Below are 15,383 nucleotides of genomic sequence, written 5' to 3' on the forward strand. Positions count from 1 at the left end.
GCAGACTGCCCCTCATGTTTTAGCGGATTACGCCGGATGTCGAATCCCTCACCCGTCACGGAACGTGGAGTGAAAGAGTTCACTCAGTCTCGGATGGCTTCATGAGAATTGCTCCGGACTGAGGTAAATCCTGGCGGTTCTCGGGCTTCCGGGGCACCCCTACCAGCCCCTCTTATCCCCTATTCGACCCTTTCGGGGTATCTAGAGGGGTCCGCCATCGAAAGGAAGGCACGAGAAATCGACCTCACGGAAGAACCCCGCAAGGGCATGCCTAATATACGGGCTCTCCGATTCCCGGAAATCCCTTTTTCCGAGGGGACGGATGGAATATATTCGCCGCAATCAACCAGCGGAAAAAGGGGCCGACAGGACTGGCCCCACCGCGAAACAACCCTGCCGGGGGCGACCGCATTACGCAGCCGCCCCCGGTGGGGACGGCTCTACCCGGCCAGGTCGGCCTCCAGGTTGGCGAGGTCGATGCGGCGGGAGACACCCAGCTTGCGATAGATCCGCGTCAAGTGCTGCTCGACCGTGCTCACGGTGATGTAGAGCTTGGTGGAGATCTGCCGGTTGGTGAACCCCTGGGCGGCCAGTGCGGCGACGCGGCGTTCCGCGTCGCTGAGGTCGGGTGTGCCCGCCCCCGCCCGGATGCCCCGCGCCCCCACCATTGCCCCGTTCCCCAGCCCCGGGCCGCCCCCGGCCTGACCGGCACTGAGCAGGGTGCGGCTGAGGCTCTCGCGGAGTGGTTCGGCCCGGCAGGCACGTGCGATGCGCAACGCGCGGTGCTCGACCGCGCGGCCCAGCGCCGTGTCGCCGAGGTCGTGGTGGGCGGCGCTCAGGTCGGCCAGCGTGTGGGCCAGCTCGAACCGGTCGCCGGCGACGCGGAGGATCTCCGCCGCCTTCTCCAGCAGCGCGGGCCGCTCCGGCGCGCTCACCACCGCGGCGCGCAGCCGCAGGGCCAGCCCGCGGGTGCGGAAGGAGCCGGGCGGGAGGCGTAGCAGCTGCTCGTCGGCGAGTGCCCTTGCCGCCGTGGTGCGGCCCATCGCCAGGTTGGCGCGGCCGGCGCCGACCCGCCAGGGCACCAGGCCGGGGTGGTCGATCCCCCACGCCGCCATGAGCGCGCCGCAGCGTTCGAAGTCGGCCAGTGCCGTCTCGTGCCTGCCGCAGGCGAGATGGTATGCACCTCGGGCGTGCAGGTAGTGCAGCCCGGCGGGGGTGCGGAACATGGCATCCGGCACGGGAACCGCGAGATATCGCGCCGCGTCCTCATATTTGCCCATCGCGACCTTGGCCGTGACCATCGTGGCGAACGGCACTCCGATGGCCACCCCCCAGCTCTCCAGGCGGATGTGGGTGATGGCGGCCCGGACGCACTCCTCGGCCATGTGCGGCTTGCCGAGCCGTATCGCCGTCTCGGCGCGCACGGCGGCGAACATGCCCTGCCAGCTCGGGCTGCAGTGGATCGTGGTCTGTTCGAGCAGCGGCTCGCACCAGCGGGCGGCGCGGTCCGCGCGGTCGGCGTAGATCAGCGTGCTGAGCGCCGTGATGAGCGTCTCCAGGGCGCCCGTGCCCATCGGGCAGCTCTCCAGCACCGCCTCCGCCCTCGCGACCGCCTGCTCCCCGTCGCCGTCCGCCATCAGAGCCGACAGCACCTTCCACCCGCTTGCCGCATCGACGGCTCTTCGGGAGGTGGTCACCCGGCCGTGCGCCGCGTCTGTCCGGGCGTGGGACGCCACCTCGGCGCGCAGATCGGGATACCAGAAGGCGACCCAGTCGCGGGCGGCTTGAACCGCCCCGTTCCGGTCCGTCCCGGGGGTGTGGCCCGCCTCCTCCAGGCGGCGCAGGGAGCCCAGCGCCTCTTCCTCCCTGCCGTGCCAGGAGAGGTACTTCACATATCGCGCCGCGGTGCCGGACCGCAGCGGACCGGGCACGGCGACGTGCGGCACCTTCCCCGCCTCCGGTAACAACAGGTCGGTGTCGTCCTTCCGCACAAGGCCGCGGAGCGGAGGCGCAGCGGACGTGCCCCTGCTCGTGCATAGGACCGTGTTCGCCGGGACGGCGACCTCCCCGGGACGGATCGCCCTCAGTCTCCGCAGGGGTTCGGCGGCCCCGGCCTCCCGGCCCGGCCCGGACGCGGCCCGCGAACCTGCCGTCAAAGCCCCAAGAGCCTGTACGGCACGAGCCGCCGCCTGCGTTCCCTCGCCGAGCAGCCCGGCGAGCAGCCGCCCCGGTTCCCGCTCGCTCGCGGCGTCTCCCTCCGCACCGCCCGCGGGCCGCCCCAGCCGGTAGGCGCGGCTGCGCAGGGCGCGGTGGAACGCCGCACCGGCGACCGGGCGCTCAGGCGGGGCCGCAGGGTCGCGCCGCGCCGCCTCCTCGTAGTCGTCGAGCAGGGCGCCGACGAGCAGCGGGTTTCCGCCGCTCAGGTCGTGCATGTCGCGAGTGAGGCGCCGCGCGGCACCCTCGCCGTGCCGCGCGGCGACGGCCTCACTCACGGACTCCGGTGACAAAGGCTCCAGCCGTACATGCTCATGATGGGGCTGGCAGGCGAGCTCGGCGCCGAACTCGGGGTTGACGGGCACCGCGGACTCGCGTTCGGTCAGCACGACGAGGACGGGTGCCGACCGGATGCGGCGCACCAGATAGAGCAGCAGGTCGAGCGTTTGCGGGTCGGCGTGGTGGGCGTCGTCCACGCAGAGCACGACGGGGGCGCGCCCGGCGAGTGTCAGAATCACGGCGCAGAGCCCTTGCAGCATGCCGGGCGGGATCGAGCCTGCCGGGCCGGGGTCGAGGACCGACGGGCCGCGGGCGAAGGTCCAGTTGTCCAGCATCCAGCCGACGCGTCCCGCCGCCTCGGCGTCGACGCCCGGCACCTGGAAGAACTGGCGGAACACCGCCAGCGGGTGGTCTCTCTCCATGAGCGATCCGCTCGCGCTGAGTACGGTGGCGCCCGAGGTCGCGGCGTAGTCGGAGAACTCGCCGAGCAGGACGGTGCGGCCGCTTGCGACGGGACCCGCCAGGGTCACCACGGCTCCCCTGCGCTTGGCGCACTGTTCATAAGCTCGTCGCAGCCGGTCGAATTCGCTCTTACGCCCTATCAAATTCATCTGACTCTCCGCCGAGAATTCCCGTCGAGCATTTGTGCATACGGTCCCGCGGTGGTGGACCGTGGAGGGAGCCGTGCATGGGTGTGGCGTCCCAGGTGAAGGTGCATCTATGGAACCGGTCGCGGCTTCGCGGGGTTCTCCCGGCCGCCGGACGGCCCGCGATTCCGGGTGAGGCATGGCCGTCACCCGGAACGACGCGGAAGACGCGTGGGGTGCTTGAGATAAAGGGGCCGGGCACGGCGAACGTCCGCCTCGGCCCAGGTGTCAACGGACTTGCAAGGTCGCACCATGGCAATCTCCACCCTCGACACAAGTCGAGGCATCTGTGCTTGTGGCGCTGCTCCGGGACCTCCGCGCGATGCCCGGTCTCACGCCACCTGGCTTCCCCCCGGGGCACCCCGCCACAGTGGAGGGTTGCCGGCCAGCTAGCCGGGGCTTGACGCTGGCACTCCTTGCCCGCTACCTATATTTCCTACCTGTTTAGTCTACAAATGCCCGCGTTTGAACGTCAAGCAAGATCCGGTCGGACGCGGGATCCGGTCCACGGGCGCGTGACCGCGGCCGATGCCCGTAATCGTTGACCGCGCGTTATAGGACATCCAATAATCACCCCTGGTACGCGACAGGCGATACGCACGCGACGGGTGGCGCAGGAGGTTCGATGGGTTCGGCGGGGGACGACGGCGGGAACGCACGGCTGCGGGAGCTCGGTGACGACTACTTCGCCACGGCGATGGCGGCCGAGCCGTTCGAGGCGTCCATGCTCGGGGTGGGCGGATACGACGCCCTGGTGCCCGACCCGGGGCGCCCCGCTCGCGCGGCGCTCGTCGGCGAGCTCACCCGGATCGAGACGGCGCTGGCCGGGATCCCGCAGGAGACGCTCGGCGAGGCCGACACGGTGACGGCGCGGAGCCTGGCCAGGGCGCTCGGCGACAGCCGTACCGAACTGGAGCACGGCCTGCGCGACGTGGCGGTGACCGCGAGCATCATCGGGCCGCAGATCGAGATGCTGCACTCGGTGGCCTTCCTCACCGTGACCGACGCGCAGCGCGCCGGAGACTACCTGTCCCGCCTCGGCGGGATCGGCGACTACCTCGACGGGTGGCGCGGGGTCTACCTCGCGGCCAAGGAGGAGGGCCGGTTTCCGGTGCGCGCCGGGGTGCGCCAGGCGATCGGGCAGCTCGACGGATATCTCGCGGGCGACGTCGCCGCCGATCCGCTGCTGAAGCCGGTGGCCTCGGGCGGCGAGCCGGCTCTGCCGTACCGCGACGAGGCGGCCCGGCTGGTCGCCGAACGGGTGCGGCCGGCCCTGCGGCGCCTGCGCGACACCCTTGAGCAGGAACTGCTACCGGTCGCGCGAGGCGAGGACGAGGTGGGCGTCTGCCACATCCCCGGCGGGGGCGCCGCCTACGAGGACGCCGTACGCCGGCACACCACGACCACGCTGACGCCAGAGGAGATCCACCGGATCGGGCTCGACGCGATCGCCCGCCTCCGCGAGGAATACGCGGAGATCGGCGGGCGAGTGTTCGGCACCACCTCGGTGCCGGACATCCTGAGCAACCTCCGCGACGACCAGGCGCTCCGTTTCTCCTCGTCGGCGGAGATGGTGCGCTTTGTGGACGAGGCCCTCGGGCGTGCGACCGCGGCGGCCGGAGACTGGTTCCCCGCCTACGACATCCCCGCGTGCGTGACCGAGGAGATGGACGAATTCGAGGCGGGGAACGCCCCCGCGGCGTATTACCGGCCGCCGGCGGTCGACGGCTCCCGGCCGGGCATCCACCGTGTCGCGACGGTCAACCCCGGCGAACGCTCCCGCTTCGAATACGAGGCCATCACCTTCCACGAGAGCATCCCCGGTCACCATCTGCAGATCGCAGTGTCGCAGACGCTCAAGGACCTGCCCGACTTCCGGCGTTTCCTCGGCACCAAAATCACCGCCTATGTGGAGGGCTGGGGGCTCTACGCCGAGCGGCTCGCCGACGAGATGGGCCTCTACAGCTCCGACCTGCAGCGGCTCGGCATGATCTCGACGGATGCCTGGCGGGCGTGCCGCCTCGTCGTCGACACCGGGCTGCACCACTTCGGCTGGACCCGGCAGCAGGCGGTCGCCTACATGCTCGCCAACACCGCGACCTACGAGGCGAACATCATCAGCGAGGTCGAACGCTACATCTCGTGGCCCGGCCAGGCCCTCGCCTACATGATCGGCCGCCGCGAGATCGACCGCATCCGCCGCGAGGCCCGCGGCACACTCGGGGCGCGCTTCGACATCAAGGAGTTCCACCGCCAGGCCCTGGGCAACGGGGCACTCGCCCTCGACGTGCTCGACGACGTCGTCACCCGGTGGGCCGCGACGTCCTGACCCTCGTACGGCGAAAGCCCGCTTGCCCCTCGCCCGCACGGGCGGCGCCCCGTGCGGGCGGGCCCGTGCGGGCGGGAGCCCCCGCTGACGCCCCGGCCGGGCGGCTGCGGCTGCCGTTCGCCGGAGCGGACGTGCTTCAGCCGCCGGGGGTCGTGGCGGTGCGGACGTACTTCAGCCGCCGGTTCACCGGGAGCGGACGTGGCTCAGCCGCCGGAGGTCGTAGCGGTGCGGACGTGCTTCTCCACGGAGGTGTGCTTCGGGCTCCACCCCAAGTCGGCGCGGGCGGCGTGGCCGCGCACCCGGCTGTTCGAGCCGAGGGCGTACACCGCGGGCTCGTAGCCCCACAGGTCGACGGCGTCCGCGATGTCCAGGCGCATGATGGCTGTTTACTGCCATTTGCCAGAAAGAAAATCTCTAGCGGTCACGCTAGACATTTGCGCTGGGCGGGGGTAGAGTTCCTGTCATCGCAAGGGATGAATCCACGAGGGTAGCAGGAAGAGCATCACGATGAGCTGCCCGGACGCACGTGGACAGCAAGATTGAAGTGAGAGAGGGCAGAAGGTCGGATTGCCGCGGCCAGTGCAGTTGAAAGAAGGGCCGGGGCGGTGGACGCGCTGCCGCCGTAGGAAGTCGACACAGCTGTCGAGGGGTCGACGTAGGGATAAATCGGAAGGAGTGTTAAACGCCATCAGGATCGGCCCGTCGTCGGCCACGAGACGCCGGACGGGCACCGCAGCTCCACGAACAGGACGGTGGTCTACGGTCACGCTTATGCGATCCCAGCACCCCCGCCGTATCGGGCGGCTGGTGCGGAAATAGGTGAACCGGTCTCATGACCGGTCGATGGTGTTAAACCTCATTCGGGCCCCGGCGCATCATGGCGCCGGGGCCCCTGCCCGCATTTGGGAAGGTTGTATGGATCAAACACACCAGGCTTCGTCCACCGGCTCCGGGCGAGACCGGCCCCGCCACAGCCACGGGCCGGTCGGCGCCTCGCAAGACAGTCCCGAGCTCCGGTTTGACGATGAGGACTACCCCGCCTACAGCATGGGCCGGGCCGCTGAGATCCTCGGTGTCACCCAGGCGTTCCTGCGCAGTCTCGGCGCCGCCAAGCTGATCACGCCGCTGCGGTCGGAGGGCGGCCATCGCCGCTTCTCCCGCTACCAGCTGCGCCTGGCCGCTCGCGCCCGCGAGCTCGTTGACGCCGGCACCGCCCTGGAGGCGGCCTGCCGCATCATCATCTTGGAAGACCAGCTCGCCGAGGCACTGCGCATCAACGAAGAACTACGCCAGGGCCGCTGACCCCATCCGGCGCCCATGACACCCGGAGAAGGCGGCTGGAGACCGAGGGCGAACACCCCGTTCACAGCCTGGCGCGCGACCGCCGGCGGTGCACCGCACGCCTCAGCCGGGGGCGGTGTGCCGGCGGGCTGCCGCCGGCGTTCGCCTGCGGGCCGTTGCTGCGCCTATTGCAGGTTGCCCGCGGCGTCGGCGTCCGGTTGGTCACCGTCCTGCACTGGTAGCGGCGCGTTCCCGGCCGGGCGGCACGCGCCGGCCAGGCCCGTCACCCGCTCCAGCCACGTCTGCAGTCGTATCGGCACGCCCACCGGGTCCGGTCCCGCGGTCATCGTGCCTCCTGGCCTGCGGCTGCGGGGCGGCGGCGTTTGAGCGGCGGGCGGGCCGTTCCTCTCCGGGGCGCGTCCCCGGCGGGCGCTCTAGCGCGCGTGCCCATGATCGTCATTTACGGTGATCACAGGCGCGGAGGAACACCCGCCACCATGGCGACTTCCGCTCGGACCGCCCAGGGCCGCGGCAGGCGTCACCGCGCCCGCGCCGGTGACCGGCCCGCTCACACGTTGAAGAGGCTCACGCCACCCGGGCCGACGAGCAGCCCGAGCACGATCAGCACGATCCCCCAGATGACATCGCGGCGCGCGACGAGCACGTAAACGCCCCCGATCACCAGGGCCACGGCAAGAATCCACAGTAGAGTTCCCATGAACGACCCATGCCCCGCATAGGCGGCAAACACTCCGAGATCGACCAACGCCCAGGTCGCGGGGCGTTCCGCTCACTCGTCACCGGCGGGGTTCCGGCCTCTCGGGGCGGTAGCGAGCGTTCGGCGCGGCCAGTGGCACTTCACAGGCGGGTGGCGGCAGCGGGCGAAGTCTCGCACGGGGGCTTGGGCGTCGCGTGGTGCCGGGCGAACCTCGCGCTTCGCGGGCAGGTGGGGATTGTGTCATCGCCGCCAGGTCCGCTCAGCTCACGGGCGGGTGGCGGACAGGTGGGCGAGGCGGCGGAGTGATGTCCGCAGGAGCGCCTCGCTCAGGGGGCCGGCGAGGATCCAGCCGGCCCGGCCGATCGGGCCGAAGGGGAGGTCGAGGGACTCCGACCACGAGATCGTCGAGGTGCCGGGGGCGGTGTCGCGCACGTGGAACACGCCGGTGCCGCGGATGAGGCGGCCGGTGTGCTCGACCGCCACCACGTGGGGCGGCTCCCAGCGGGTGATGGTCATCGTGTCGAGGAACCCGGCCGGGCGAAGGCCGCTGAAGGCGGCGAGACGGCTGCCGACGCTTCTGCCGTCGCCCTCGGTCACCTCGGCCGTGGTCAGCACCATCCATTCGCGGTGCCGGGGCCAGTCGGTGAGCACGGCGAACACACGCTCGGCGGATGCGCCGGCCTCGACGGTCACCGTCGTCTCTACATGGGCCACAATGTCATTGTGCCTCGGCGGGTGCGTCGGCCTCGACCGTCACCCCCTTCATCTTCGCGGCGATCCCGGCCGTCGCCCACGCCCCCACATGAAGCACGATGTCATCGACGGGACTCGGTCTCACTGTTTGAACAGGATCGAAGAGCACGTCAGGTGGCGGCGGCGGTCTCCTCACGGCCGGCGGCGCTGCGCCGTACCAACAAGCCCGCGGCAGCGGCGGTGAAGAACATGAGGATGCCGTAGACCGCGGCGGGAATGGCCATCTCTCTGTTGTTGAGCAGGGTGGGGCTGAGGCCGATGGTGATGGCCAGGGTGCTGTTGTGGATGCCGATCTCCATGCAGGAGGCGATGGCCTGCCGCCGATCGACTCCGCCGAGGCGCGGCACCCAGTAGCCGACCGCGAGGCTGACGACGCTGAAGAGAAGCGTGATGACGCCGACGGCGGCGATGTATCCGATCATGTTGTGCCGGTCCTGGTAGATCGCGGTGGCGACCACCGCGAACAGGATGACGCCGGAGGCGATGCGCACCGGGTTGTCCATGCGGGCCGCGAAGCGGGGGGCTCTCGCCTTGACGAACATGCCGAGCGCGACCGGCACGAGGACGATCGCGAACACCTGCACCGTCTTGTCGAGCTGCAGGCCGACCGCGTTGCCACCCTGGTAGAAGTAGCCGACGGCGAAGTTGGTCACGAGCGGCAGGGTGACGACCGCGATGACCGAGTTGACGGCCGTCAGTGCGATGTTGAGGGCGACGTCCCCGCCGAAGAGATGGCTGTAGAGGTTGGCGGTGGTGCCTCCCGGGGAGGCGGCCAGCAGCATCATGCCGACGGCGAGGCCCGGTGCGAGGCCGAAGAGGAGGACCAGCCCGAAGCAGATGAGGGGAAGGATCACGATCTGGCAGATCAGCGCCAGAATCGCGGCCTTGGGATGAACGGCGACACGCCGGAAGTCGTCCAGGGCGAGACCTAGACCTAGGCCGAACATGATGATCGCGAGAGCGGCGGGCAGGAACACTCCTAGCACAGCGGGCATGTGCGTCGTCCTTCGCGGAGGGCTGGGGGGTAGGCGCGGCGGCGGCGGCGGACCGGACGAGGCGGGCCGCAATAGCGGACCGGACGTGGAGCGCGCGGGCTTCAGCGACCCCGGTCGTCGGTGAGCGGGTCGTGAGCAGAACCCACTAGTAGCACTTGGCGGTAACACTGGCTAGTGACAGGAAGGTCGCGATCGTGTCTCCGCAGCTCCGGGCGGTCCGGAGCTGCGGAGACAGCTCCGGGCGGTCCGGAGAGCGGCGGCTTCACAGGCGGAGTTCACCGGAGAACACCTGCCCGAAAACAGCGGACGGCGGCGGCCCCCACCGGGCCGCCGCCGTCCGGAACCCCGGCGCTAGTCGCGCAGCGGGAGCCCCGCGGCGCGCGCCTCGACCTCGTAGAGGGCGGCGTAGTCCTCTTCGGCGAAGCCGTGGCCGATGGCCGTCTGGATCAGCTGGTGCACCATCGAGCTGAGCGGCATGGGCACCTCAAGCGTGCGCGCGGCGCCGAGCCCGAGGTCGTAGTCCTTGCGCAGCATCTTGTTGTTGAACGTCGGCGTGTAGTCGCGGGCGACGATGGCGCGCGACTTGTGCTGGATGAACGTCGACCCGAGCACCGACCCGTTGATGAAATCGGTGAACGCGGCGCGGGTGACGCCGCCTTTCTCGGCGAGGGCGGTGACCTCGACGAGCGCCTGGGTGATCATGCCGAGCAGCAGGTTGTGGCAGATCTTGACGAGGCGGCACTCCTCGCCGGGGCCGGCCCAGACGACGGTGGGGGCCATCACGTCGAGGTACCGGCGGACCTCGTCGAAGGTCTCCTTCGGCCCGGAGGTGACGATGGCGGCGCGGCCCTCGGCGACCATGTGCGGGTTGCCGCTGATGGGCGAGGCGAGGAAGGCGACACCGGCGGCCTCGGCGGCGGCGCGCACCTCGGCGGAGGCCTCGGCGGACACCGTCGAGCAGTCGACGATGACCTTGGGCTTCTGATCGGCGGTGAGCAGGCCGCCGTCGCCCTTGGTGACGGCGATCAGGTCGGCCGAGGCCGACACCATGACGAAGACGATGTCGCGGTCGGCCAGCTCGGCCACGGTGCCCGCGACTTTGGCGCCCTTGGCGGCCAGCGGCTCGGTCTTGGCCACCGTACGGTTCCAGACGGTGACGTCGGCGCCGCTGTCGAGCAGCATGCCCGCCATGACGGCGCCCATGCGGCCAGTGCCGAGCCAGCCGATGCTGTGGTTACTCAAGGTGAACTCTCTCTCCGGTCGCGCGGTGCGCGCTCTTGGTTTCGTACGGTAGCGGTGCGGTGCGCCCTAGCCCTTGAGGGCGGCGGCGACGGTGTCGGCGATGCGCCGGGGCGAGGGAAGCGCGAGGTCTTCCAGGCTGTCGGCCGACGGCAGCGGGATGTGCGGCGTGGTGATGCGGATCGGCGGGCCGTCCAGGGCGCCCCAGCGCTCCTCGACGGCGATCGACACGATCTCGGCGCCCCAGCCGCACAGGCGCGGGTTCTCCTCGACGGTGAACAGGGTGCCCGTCTTCTCCACCTCGTCGAGGATGGTCTGGGTGTCGAGCGGCACGAGGCTGCGCACATCGACGACGGTGGCCTCGATGCCGTGCTCTTCGGCGAGCAGTTCGGCGGCCTTGAGCGACTTCGGCACCATGGCGGCCAGCGCCACGATCGTGGCGTCACGGCCCTCGCGGCGCACGACGGCCTTGCCGAGCTCGTCGACGATCTCCCCGTCGGGCACTTCCTCCTTGGAGGCGTAGAGCGCCTTGTGGTTGAAGAAGATCACCGGGTCGTCGTCGCGTACGGCCGCCGCCATCAGGCCGACCACGTCGCGGGGGGTGGCGGGGGCGACGACCTTGAGGCCGGGGATGGACATGGCCCAGTTCTCGATGGACTGGGAGTGCTGGGCGCCGAACCGCAGCCCCGCGCCGTTGCCGCACTGGATGACCAGCGGGAACGACACCTGGCCGTCGGACATGTACCTGCTCTTGGAGATCTCGTTGGCGACGAGGTCCCAGCAGACCGCGAAGAAGTCGCTGTACATGATCTCGGCGATGGGCCGCAGCCCGGTCATGGCGGCCCCCATGGCCGCGCCGAGGATGGCCTGCTCGCTGATCGGGGTGTCGCGGACCCGCAGCGGGCCGAACTCGTCGAGCAGCCCGACCGTGGTCTTGAACACGCCGCCGGCGGCGGCGACGTCCTCGCCGAGGAATACCACGTTGGGGTCCCGGCGCATCTCTTGGGCGATGCCGCGCGCGACCGCGCTGCGATATGTCAACAAACTCATTGGATCTGCCACTTCTTTCCTGAGATCGGGATATTTCCCCTCTCCGCCGCCTGCGCGGAGCACCGCGTGCCGCCCGCCCTCGCCCTCGGGAGGTGGTGGACCCGCCCCGCGACCACTGCCGGTCGCGGTGCGGGTCGTCCTCCGGGGCGCCGTACGGCGAGGCCCGCCGGTCGTCAGGCGGGGTCGATGAGGGCGATGACGGTGCCGACGTCCACGGTCTCCCCCGCCTGCACCAGGATCTCGCGGAGGACTCCGGAGACGGGGGCGGGCACCTCCGTGTCGATCTTGTCGGTGCCGATCTCCAGCAGCGGCTGGCCGCCTTCGACGCGGTCCCCCACGTTGAAGTACCAGGAGTTCACCGTGCCGTCGTCGACGGTCTCCCCCATACGCGGCATGATCACTTCGACGCTCATGTTGTTCACCCCCCATTCACGCGATCGGCCGGCTTTCGCCGTACAGTGGTGTTCGATGTAGCGGACTTGGAACGCTCCACGCCCGGGTCAGTTGCGCCACTCGGCGCCGCCGTCGGCCCAGACGTTGGTGTAGAGGCGCTCGGGCTTCGGCCACTCGCCGGCCTTGGCCACCTCGGTGGCGGCGTCGACCTCGGCCGCGATCTCGGCGTCGATCTTGTCGAACAGCGCCGGGTCGATGCCGCGGGCGGTCAGCCGGGCGCGGTAGGCCGGGATCGGGTCCTTCTTCAGCCACTCCTCGACCTCGGCCGGGTCGCGGTACTTCGCGGGATCGGCCCGCGAGTGGCCGCCGTGCCGATAGGTGACCGCCTCGATGAGGGAGGGGCCGCCGCCGGTGCGCGCCAGGTCGACCGCCTTCTTCGCGGTGAGGTAGACCTCGTCCACGTCGTTGCCGTCGACGACGATGCGGGGCAGGTTGTAGCCCGAGGCCCGGTCGGCCGCCGGGTGCTCGACCGCCGTGATTGTGTCGGTCTTCGTGTATTCCATGTAGAGGTTGTTCTCGCACACGAAGACGACGGGCAGGTTCCAGATCACCGCGAAGTTGAGTGCCTCGTGGAAGGCGCCGATGTTCGTGGCGCCGTCGCCGAAGAAGCAGACGGTGACCTGGCCCGTGCCGCGATACTGCGCCGACCAGGCGGCGCCGTTCGCGATGACGAGCTGCGCGCCGATGATGGCGTAGGACCCGAGCACGCCGCGTTCGGCGTCGATGAGGTGCATCGACCCGCCCTTGCCGTGCATCAGGCCGTTGTCGCGGCCGAGCAGCTCGGCCATGAGCGGCGCGAGCGGCGTGCCCCGGGCGACGAGGTGGTTGTGCCCCCGGTAGGTGACGAACGCGTAGTCGTCGTCGGCCATGGCGGCGGACACGCCGGTGGCGACCGCCTCCTGGCCGATGCCGAGGTGGGTGGTTCCCTTGACCAGGTTCTGCATGAACAGGTCGTAGGCCCGCTTCTCAAACTGGCGGGCGGTGCTCATCGAGCGATACAGCGAGATCGCGAGCTCGTCGGAGATCTCCGCGGTGGTCATGGGTCTCCTCAGTACTTGTTCGTGACGAACAGCTCGTCGGCAGGGAACTTCGTCAGCACCTCGCAGCCATCGGCGGTGACGACGACCTCCTCCTCGATGCGGGCCGCGGAGACGCCGTCGGTCGCCGGGCAGTAGGTCTCCAGGGCGAAGACCATGCCCTCCTGGATCTGCATCGGGCTGTCGAGGGAGCTGAGCCGGCTGATGATCGGGCGCTCGTGCAGGGCGAGACCGAGACCGTGGCCGAAGAGCAGGCCGAACGCCTCCTTCTCGTCGTTCATGCCGATCTCCTGCGCGGTCGGCCAGAGCAGGGCGACGTCGGAGGTGGAGACACCCGGCTTGATGGCCTGGATGGCGACGTCCATCCACTCACGGGCGCGCACGTAGGCGTCGCGCTGAGGCTGGGTGGACTTGCCGACCGCGAAGGTGCGGTAGTAGCAGGTCCGGTAGCCGTTGAAGGAGTGCATGATGTCGAAGAACGCCTGGTCGCCCGGGCGGATCATGCGGTCGGAGAAGTTGTGCGGGTGCGGGTTGCAGCGCTCGCCCGACACGGCGTTGATGGACTCCACGTCGTCGGAGCCCATCTCATAGAGCCGCTTGTTGGCCAGCGCGACGATCTCGTTCTCGCGCACGCCCGGCTTCAGCGCCTCGACGATGTCCTGGTAGACGCCGTCGACCATCGACGCCGCCATCGACAGCAGGGTGATCTCGTCGCGGTTCTTGATCTGGCGCGCGTCGAGCATGGTCTGCTGGCCGTCGCGTACGTCGATGCCCTGCCGGCCGAGCTCGGTGAGCATGGGCAGGTCGACGATGTCGACGCCGATCGGCATGCCGCCGACGCCGGCGTCCTCAAGGCGGCCCTTGATCTCGCGGACGGCGTTGGCCATCAGGTCGCCGGGGGGAACGGCGCCGCGCATCGTCGTCCACGAGGACAGGCAGTTCTCCGGCTTCATCCACGGGGCGTACATGCGGTTGTGCACGGCGGCCGAGCCGAAGTCCCACAGGATCAGCTCGCCGGTGCGGGTGTAGATCGCGTAGCGGGAGAGCTTCTCGCGCGTCCACTCACCGATGGCGATGCCGGTCAGGTAGCGGATGTTGTTGTTGTCGAAGACCAGCACCGCGCCGAGCTCGGACTGCTCCAGGGCCTCCTGGATGCGACCGATGCGGTAAGCGCGCAGCCGGTCGAAGTTCACACGCTCCTCGAAGTCGACGAACATGTTGCCGGGGGCGGGGGCAACGGGGAGCCTCGGGATGGTCATGGGTTCCTCCTGGATATGTTGTGCCGTCGGCTCGCGCCGGGATCGCTCCGGGGGCGGCGCGAGCCGACGGTGTTCGGGGGCTCAGCCACGCAGCGTGGCGGCGTTGTGACAGGCCACCCGCTGGGTGGGGGAAAGCGGGGTGGTGAGTTCCGGCACCTCGGACTTGCACACATCGGTGGCGAAGGCGCAGCGGGTGTGGAACGAGCAGCCGGGGGGCGGGTCGAGCGGGCTCGGCGGTTCTGAGACGGGTCCGAGGCGCCTGCGCTCCGCCGTACGCTCAGCCTGCTTGTCGGGGTTCGCCACCAGGGTGGAGGCGAGCAGGGTCTGGGTGTAGGGGTGCGAGGGCGTGCCGTAAACCTCGGTGGCGGGCCCGAGCTCGGCGAGCCTGCCGAGGTAGAGCACGCCGATCGTGTCGCTCACGTGCCGCACGACGTCGAGGTCGTGAGCGATGAACAGATAGCTCACGCCGAGTTCGCGCTGGAGCTCCATCAGCAGGTTGATGACCTGGCTCTGGGTGCTGACGTCGAGCGCGCTGACCGGTTCGTCGCAGACGATGAGCCGCGGCTTCGGCGCGAGGGCCCGCGCGATCGCCACACGCTGCCGCTGCCCTCCGGACAGCTCGTGCGGGTAGCGGTCGGCGTGGTAGGACGGCAGGCCGACGCTGTCGAGTACGGCGACGACCTCCTTGTCCCGTTCCCGCGCCCCCATGGGCCGGTGGCGCTGGATGGCCTGGCCGAGGGTGGTGCCGATGGTCTGCCGGGGGTTGAGCGAGGAGATGGGGTCCTGGAAGACCACCTGCACGTCGCGATGGAACGACGAGGGGGCGCGGCGGCCGAAGCCGCCGACGTCCATTCCGTCGAACTCCACCTTGCCCTCGGAGATCGGCGCGAGCCGCAGGATGGCGCGGCCGATGGTGCTCTTGCCCGAGCCGGACTCCCCCACGAGGCCGAGCGTCTTGCCGGCCTCGATGGAGAAGCTCACGTCACGGACGGCGGCGAGGCTGGTGGTGCGGCCGAGGATGCTCCGCCCGAGGGGGTAGCGCACCGTGAGGTGCTCGACCGACAGCAGGGGCCTGCCCTGCGGCGGGGCCGCGGGCTGCTCCTTCAGCAGCGGTTCACCGTTCATCGCG

General features: G+C 70.1%; 14 protein-coding genes and 1 riboswitch. Of the genes, 2 read left to right on the top strand and 12 right to left on the bottom strand.

Features of this window, described 5'->3' with window-relative positions; genetic code table 11:
• Nucleotides 1-440: 440 nt before the first annotated feature.
• Entirely contained in the window at nucleotides 441-3,104 is a 2,664-nt protein-coding gene (locus tag Ssi02_RS30420; protein ID WP_204031008.1) for a helix-turn-helix transcriptional regulator, read from the bottom strand.
• Nucleotides 3,105-3,424: 320 nt separating this feature from the next.
• A riboswitch (SAM riboswitch) is annotated at nucleotides 3,425-3,561 on the bottom strand.
• 204 nt (nucleotides 3,562-3,765) lie between these two features.
• Here Ssi02_RS30420 and Ssi02_RS30425 point away from each other — a divergent pair.
• Nucleotides 3,766-5,469 carry a DUF885 domain-containing protein gene (locus Ssi02_RS30425; RefSeq protein WP_204031009.1) on the top strand — a complete coding sequence of 568 codons (1,704 nt, stop codon included), beginning with the start codon at nucleotides 3,766-3,768 and terminating at the stop codon, nucleotides 5,467-5,469.
• A 203-nt stretch (nucleotides 5,470-5,672) separates the two neighbouring features.
• Here the strand turns inward: Ssi02_RS30425 and Ssi02_RS30430 are convergent, their stop codons facing one another.
• Nucleotides 5,673-5,846, bottom strand: a complete 174-nt coding sequence (locus Ssi02_RS30430) for a hypothetical protein (RefSeq protein WP_204031010.1) — start codon at nucleotides 5,844-5,846, stop codon at nucleotides 5,673-5,675.
• A gap of 538 nt (nucleotides 5,847-6,384) precedes the next feature.
• Here Ssi02_RS30430 and Ssi02_RS30435 point away from each other — a divergent pair.
• Complete coding sequence (locus Ssi02_RS30435; RefSeq protein ID WP_239130101.1) at nucleotides 6,385-6,771, top strand: MerR family transcriptional regulator; 387 nt, start codon at nucleotides 6,385-6,387, stop codon at nucleotides 6,769-6,771.
• 164 nt (nucleotides 6,772-6,935) lie between these two features.
• On the opposite strand, the gene Ssi02_RS30440 is transcribed toward Ssi02_RS30435, so the two are convergent.
• The 10 genes from Ssi02_RS30440 to Ssi02_RS30485 all read right to left on the bottom strand — a co-directional run bounded on the left by Ssi02_RS30440 (nucleotide 6,936) and on the right by Ssi02_RS30485 (nucleotide 15,379).
• The gene (locus tag Ssi02_RS30440) at nucleotides 6,936-7,097 is read right to left on the bottom strand and encodes a hypothetical protein (RefSeq protein ID WP_204031011.1); all 162 of its coding nucleotides are present in this window, start codon (nucleotides 7,095-7,097) and stop codon (nucleotides 6,936-6,938) included.
• A gap of 221 nt (nucleotides 7,098-7,318) precedes the next feature.
• On the bottom strand, nucleotides 7,319-7,468 hold the full coding sequence (locus Ssi02_RS30445; RefSeq protein ID WP_204031012.1) for a GPGG-motif small membrane protein: 150 nt from the start codon (nucleotides 7,466-7,468) through the stop codon (nucleotides 7,319-7,321).
• 264 nt (nucleotides 7,469-7,732) lie between these two features.
• Nucleotides 7,733-8,161 (bottom strand): SRPBCC family protein, encoded by a 429-nt coding sequence (locus Ssi02_RS30450; RefSeq protein WP_204031013.1) that lies wholly within the window; start codon nucleotides 8,159-8,161, stop codon nucleotides 7,733-7,735.
• Nucleotides 8,162-8,331: 170 nt separating this feature from the next.
• Nucleotides 8,332-9,216 (bottom strand): bile acid:sodium symporter family protein, encoded by an 885-nt coding sequence (locus Ssi02_RS30455; RefSeq protein ID WP_204031014.1) that lies wholly within the window; start codon nucleotides 9,214-9,216, stop codon nucleotides 8,332-8,334.
• A gap of 351 nt (nucleotides 9,217-9,567) precedes the next feature.
• The gene (locus Ssi02_RS40135; RefSeq protein WP_204031015.1) at nucleotides 9,568-10,458 is read right to left on the bottom strand and encodes an NAD(P)-dependent oxidoreductase; all 891 of its coding nucleotides are present in this window, start codon (nucleotides 10,456-10,458) and stop codon (nucleotides 9,568-9,570) included.
• A gap of 66 nt (nucleotides 10,459-10,524) precedes the next feature.
• Nucleotides 10,525-11,505 carry an alpha-ketoacid dehydrogenase subunit beta gene (locus Ssi02_RS30465; protein WP_204031016.1) on the bottom strand — a complete coding sequence of 327 codons (981 nt, stop codon included), beginning with the start codon at nucleotides 11,503-11,505 and terminating at the stop codon, nucleotides 10,525-10,527.
• Nucleotides 11,506-11,678: 173 nt separating this feature from the next.
• Complete coding sequence (locus tag Ssi02_RS30470) at nucleotides 11,679-11,918, bottom strand: biotin/lipoyl-containing protein (protein WP_239130103.1); 240 nt, start codon at nucleotides 11,916-11,918, stop codon at nucleotides 11,679-11,681.
• Between the two features lie 87 nt (nucleotides 11,919-12,005).
• Nucleotides 12,006-12,998, bottom strand: a complete 993-nt coding sequence (locus Ssi02_RS30475; RefSeq protein ID WP_204031017.1) for a thiamine pyrophosphate-dependent dehydrogenase E1 component subunit alpha — start codon at nucleotides 12,996-12,998, stop codon at nucleotides 12,006-12,008.
• An 8-nt stretch (nucleotides 12,999-13,006) separates the two neighbouring features.
• Entirely contained in the window at nucleotides 13,007-14,254 is a 1,248-nt protein-coding gene (locus Ssi02_RS30480; RefSeq protein WP_204031018.1) for a M24 family metallopeptidase, read from the bottom strand.
• Between the two features lie 81 nt (nucleotides 14,255-14,335).
• On the bottom strand, nucleotides 14,336-15,379 hold the full coding sequence (locus Ssi02_RS30485; RefSeq protein WP_204031019.1) for an ABC transporter ATP-binding protein: 1,044 nt from the start codon (nucleotides 15,377-15,379) through the stop codon (nucleotides 14,336-14,338).
• Nucleotides 15,380-15,383: the final 4 nt, after the last annotated feature.

Source organism: Sinosporangium siamense (assembly GCF_016863435.1).
Lineage (GTDB): Bacteria > Actinomycetota > Actinomycetes > Streptosporangiales > Streptosporangiaceae > Sinosporangium > Sinosporangium siamense.